Origin of the sequence: Streptomyces sp. NPDC014889 (assembly GCF_043081205.1) — a bacterium.
Classification (GTDB): Bacteria; Actinomycetota; Actinomycetes; order Streptomycetales; family Streptomycetaceae; genus Streptomyces.
This window is the reverse complement of the sequence record NZ_JBIBWH010000038.1, coordinates 1-4,901: the sequence shown is the minus strand read 5'-3', so window position 1 is coordinate 4,901 and position 4,901 is coordinate 1. Positions and strand designations below refer to the sequence as shown.

General features: G+C 69.3%; 3 protein-coding genes and 2 pseudogenes. 4 read left to right on the top strand and 1 reads right to left on the bottom strand.

Translation table 11 applies throughout. The features are described from left to right. Window positions 1-132: 132 nt before the first annotated feature. Window positions 133-339: pseudogene (locus ACF09J_RS35940) on the top strand (IS256 family transposase); the annotation flags it as partial. A gap of 343 nt (window positions 340-682) precedes the next feature. Next, the gene (locus tag ACF09J_RS35935) at window positions 683-2,341 is read left to right on the top strand and encodes a phospholipase C (RefSeq protein WP_392309657.1); all 1,659 of its coding nucleotides are present in this window, start codon (window positions 683-685) and stop codon (window positions 2,339-2,341) included. 117 nt (window positions 2,342-2,458) lie between these two features. On the opposite strand, the pseudogene ACF09J_RS35930 reads toward ACF09J_RS35935, so the two are convergent. Further along, window positions 2,459-2,650: pseudogene (locus tag ACF09J_RS35930) on the bottom strand (antibiotic biosynthesis monooxygenase); the annotation flags it as partial. A gap of 227 nt (window positions 2,651-2,877) precedes the next feature. Between ACF09J_RS35930 and ACF09J_RS35925 the strand changes: the two are divergent. Together ACF09J_RS35925 and ACF09J_RS35920 are read left to right on the top strand one after the other, a co-directional pair. Beyond that, entirely contained in the window at window positions 2,878-3,039 is a 162-nt protein-coding gene (locus ACF09J_RS35925) for a hypothetical protein (protein WP_392309656.1), read from the top strand. Between the two features lie 1,017 nt (window positions 3,040-4,056). Next, on the top strand, window positions 4,057-4,901 hold an 845-nt coding region (locus ACF09J_RS35920), incomplete at its 3' end, for an MFS transporter (RefSeq protein ID WP_392309655.1).

Sequence of the window (4,901 nt, the reverse complement as noted above, 5' to 3'; positions counted from 1 at the left end):
GAAAACACCGTCCCCACAAGGGAGTTGACATCCATCACGAGATCATGATCGCGGACAGCTACTCGGCGTCACCACCGACTACGGGCCAGAGCCAATCGTTCGGTGTAACTCCCGATCATGGAAGATGCATCGATGACCAGTGAGATCGTGGCCGAGTACGAAGCTGCCGAGTCGGCAGCGGCTGTGTCGGCGAAGGCCGTGGACGAGCAGCTGATCGACGAGCCGGTGAGCCGGGCCCAGGGCCTGCAGCTGACCGGCGAGGGCGGGCTGCTCCAGCAACTGACCAAGCGGCTGCTGGAGTCCGCCCTGGAAGGCGAGATCACCGATCACCTCGGCTACCGCCCTTGGGCCCGGACGGCCCGCCTCGCCCCGGCGATGGACCAAGCGGCGCTGACGGTCATACCGGGCGGGCTGAGTTCTGCAAGCACAACGCCGACCGGGGGCGGTTGCTGTACTCCGCTGCTGTACGGCCCCCTCATCTGATGCCCGGGGCCGCGTGATGCGCGTCTAGTGCGCCAGCGGACCGCTCCACCAGGGGCAAGGGTCAGGTTTCCGCATCGATCCGTCACCTTTCCCTCTCCCGGAATACGCATGGGCCGGTTACCTTTCTCTGCGCCGATGCCTTGGGATGACCATGCCAATGCCGGCAACTCCGAACTCAACCTCTGCTGGAGAAAGCAACATGAGTCGCACCAAAAGACTCCGGCTGCGTGCCGGACGCCGACTGCCCGCTCTCGCGGCCGGCACGACGGTCGCCCTGCTCCTGGCCCTGACGCCCTCGGCGGCATCAGGTGCTGCATCGGTGCAGCAGGGCGCGCCGCACACGCTGCCCGGTGGCTACAAGCACCTGGTCGTGATCTACGAGGAGAACCACTCCTTCGACAACCTCTACGGCACCTGGGGTCCGGTCGGCGGCCAGCAGGTAGACGGCTTGGCGCAGGCCACCGCCCAGCAGCGCACACAGGTCGCGCAGGACGGCACGCCGTACAGCTGCCTCCCGCAGAACGATGTGAACCTGACCAGCCCGCCCCTGCCGTCGTCCTGCAACGACGCCGCCCACGGGGTCGACGCGAGCGCGTTCGCCAACGGGCCGTTCGCCATCGACGACCACATCAAGCCTGAGGACCGGACCTGCCCGGCGCCCGGTGTCTTCGCGAGCAACGGCGTGGTGAAGGACTCCCCGGGCGCGCTGCCCGGCGGCTGCACCCGGGACATGGTGCACCGCTTCTACCAGAACCAGTACGCCATCAACGATGGCAAGCAGGACCGCTACGTCACCGGCTCCGACGCGGTCGGCCTCACCATGGGCCACTACGACACCAAGTCGCTGCCGATCTACCGCTATCTGCACGCCCCCGGCGCCCCGAACTACGTCCTGGCCGACCACTTCTTCCAGGGCGCGTTCGGCGGCTCCTTCCTCAACCACCAGTACCTGATCGCCGCGCGGGCGCCGGAGGACACCAGCGGTGGCGCGTCCGGAGCGAAGAACACCGTCCTCGACGCCAACGGCATGCCCGCCTCCTACCCGCAGTACAAGGCGACCGGCCCGGTCGTGGACGGCGCGCTGACCACCGCCTGCCCGGACGGCGAACCGGCCGACTACACCCACGCCTGCGGCAACCTGGCCGTCAACACGGTGCAACCGTCCAGCGCACCGTACGGCAGCGGCACCCGGATCCCGCTCATCGACGACACGGAGTACCCCAACATCGGCGACCGGCTCACCGACGCCGGCATCTCCTGGAACTGGTACTCCGGCGGCTGGGACGACGCGGAGGCCGGGCACCCCGGACCGCTCTTCCAATACCACCACCAGCCGTTCAACTACTTCGCCGACTACGCCCCCGGCACGCCGGGCCGCAGCCACCTGCGCGACGAGACGGAGTTCCTGCGCGCGGCCAAGAACGGCACCCTGCCGGCCGTCAGCTTCGTCAAGCCCTACGGCGCCGAGAACGAGCACCCCGGCTACGCCAGTGAGGGAGACGGCAGCGACCACCTCGTCGACCTGCTCAAGGCCGTGACCGAGGGTGACGCGGCCGGCAACACCCTCGTGGTCGTCACCTACGACGAGTTCGGCGGCCAGTGGGACCACGTCCCGCCCCCCGGACCGGGCTCGTCCACCCAGGGCGCCCACGACGCCTGGGGCCCCGGCACCCGCATCCCCGCCACGGTCATCGGCCGCTCGCTGCCGCACTCGGGCGTCGACCACACCGTCTACGACACCACATCCATCCTCGCCACCATCGAACACAGCTACGGCCTCGAGCCCGTCGCAACCCGCGACGCGGCTGTCAACGACCTGTCCCCGGCCGTCGCCGCCGGCGGCAGAAAGATCAAGTAACCGCCCCCACCGAACCGGGCCGGTGCCGATGAGCGCTCGCCGAACCGCTGAGCACGACCGCCCCGTCCTCCATGTATTGGAGGACGGGGCGGTCCTGGTTGGTCAGCCTGCTGTCAGGCTCTGGTGCTCGGCGTTGCTCCACCACTCCGTGGGGGCGTCGGCGTCGCGGAAGTACCCGACGGTGATGCTCAGCCCGCCAGGAGTCTGCGCGTGGCCCATCCCCAGGAACTCAGGGACGTCCTTCACCAGGTCTTCCATGCGTGCGTTGGTCTGGCTGTAGCCGCTCTGGTGGTCCTGGGTTCGGTTCAACGTCGGTTCGCCTCGGACGGCCCGGAGACGGCCCGGCCGATGAGGCGTGGGCCTATCCACATGGATGAGGGAGTCCCCACAGCTCAGTCGAGCCGGTGACCGGAGCCTCCACGCCCTAGGTCCAGCCGGAAACGTTTACCGTCTTTTGACTCAAAGCGCCATCTAATTCCCACACCGGAACATATCACCTCCGTCTCATGCTTCTGGCATATTCCAGGAGGAACGCCATGGCAATCTTCAACGCTCTCTTCCCGGCCCTGGGCCGTGACCACGGCGGCCGCGACCACGGCGATCGTGACCACGGCCGTGACCGTGACCGGGACCGGGACCGGGACCGTGACCGGGACCGTGACCGGGACCGGGGCCGTGACCGGGACCACGGTTACTGATTCTGTCCACTACCAGTGATTGGAACGGAGCGGACCGGAGCCCCAGGGAGCCGGTCCGCTCGGTCAGCACCTCCTGCGGCGGCTGTCGATGGGCGCGAATCCGCGGGCCCGCTCCTGCGCCACGTAAGGCCTGTCAGCAAGCCATGCGGTCGGCGTAGGGACTTTGGCCGGCAGCTGCTTTGGCTGTATGGGCTGCCCCGCTGCTTCCAAGTTCGCTGCGCTCGGCTCACCTGCGCTGGTGCGCCGGTTCCGGGTGGACTCGACAGCCTGCTCTCGGCCGGCGGACGGCGTGACCGGACCAGGCCTGGCTGAGTTCGGCGGCGCGAACCCTGTCTGCCCTGCGGCACAGGAGCCCGCACTGGGCGAAAGCAGGCACCCGCGGGAGAAGGCCTCACGCCAACAGCCCACAGAGGATCCTGGCTGTCACACTCCAGCTGACCACCCCGCGAACCCCGAGCACACAGCGTCACCCGGGCACGACGACGCACCATTCGCGACTGGAACCGGCCATGTCATCATGAGCCAATCAAGCACGCCGTGCCCGCTGCATCCCCGCCCCCTGGCCAACGGCCCGCCGGCCTCCATCTCCCACAGCCAACGGGGACAGCTCTGAGAAGGTGGGGAAGCAGGAAGTACCGCGCCGCGAGCGGGGAACGAGCAGTCCGGGCTGCCGGGTGTGAAGCAGCACGCGATCCGCAGATCACGAGCTTAGTGATCTTGTACGATGGCCGCCCACCCGCGACACGCAGGACCTGGAACGCACGGGACACAGTGACCCCGGGCGGACACGGCCTGCAGTCCGGGGGAGGTACGCGGGCGGCACCAAGGCAGGGGGCAGGCCCCGACTACCATGTGCGAGCCCCCGCCCCCTGGCCACCTCGCAGTGTTTCGAGCGGAGTTCGCGTGCAGCGTTACGTCGTCCCCATGGCTTCGGCGACTGTGGCGTTCTCCTCCGCGTAAGCGACGGGCGACACCTCGGCAGTCCTCCCTCCCCCGACAGCGAAAGACCCCCACGTCGTGACCGTCTCCTTGCATGAGGGCCAGTCAGCCGGCCGGCACGCCGCCATCCCCGCGGGCAGCCTGTTCCGGCGCGTCTACACACCCCGCGCGTGCGACGCGCTCGCCTACTCCATGTCGACCTATGCCATGCCGCTCGTCGTGCTGGCCACCACCGGCTCCGCCTCCCTGACGGGCCTGGCCTTCGCACTGGAGTGGATACCCCGGGTGGCCGCGTTCGGCTTCGCCGGCACCCTGGTTGACCGCAGCGGCGCGGCGATCGTGTGCTTCATCGCCTCGCTCGCCCGCGCCCTGCTGGTGGCGGGCGCGGCTGCCGTGCTGGTCGTCCTGCCGCCGGGTACGGCCGAGACGGTCACCGTCATGGCGCTGGCCGCTGTGACCGGGGCGTTGACACAGTTCAGCTTCATCGCCAACGAAGCGGTCGGCGCCATCGTCAGCCGCCGCACCGACGGGCAGCCCCACAAGGTGCAGTCGGTGCTGATCGGCATCGATCAGACGGCCACTCTCATCGGTCCCGCACTGGCCGGCGTGCTGCTGCTGACCGGCCCGACACGCATGCTGGCGTGCTTCAGCCTGCTGTCCTTCCTGTCTGCCGGACTCGCCCTGCAGACCCCGTCCACGCCTTTGCGCGCCGCGCGCCGTGGTGAACCGGCGACGAGCGCCGGCCTGCGGGAGGGATGGCAGACCCTGCGCCTGCTGCCGTCCCTGCGCCGGCTCGTGGCCGGGCTGGCCTGCTCCAACCTCACGCTGGGGCTGCTGCAATCGGCCAGCCCCATCCTCGTGGAGGACCGATTCGGCCACTCCGCGGCCGCCGCCGGCGCGCTCTGGTCCATCGCCGCGGCCGC

Bases quoted from the DNA above. Each gene is read 5' to 3' on its own strand.
- ACF09J_RS35935 (WP_392309657.1), top strand. From the start codon at position 683: ATGAGTCGCACCAAAAGACTCCGGCTGCGTGCCGGACGCCGACTGCCC.
- ACF09J_RS35925 (WP_392309656.1), top strand. From the start codon at position 2,878: ATGGCAATCTTCAACGCTCTCTTCCCGGCCCTGGGCCGTGACCACGGC.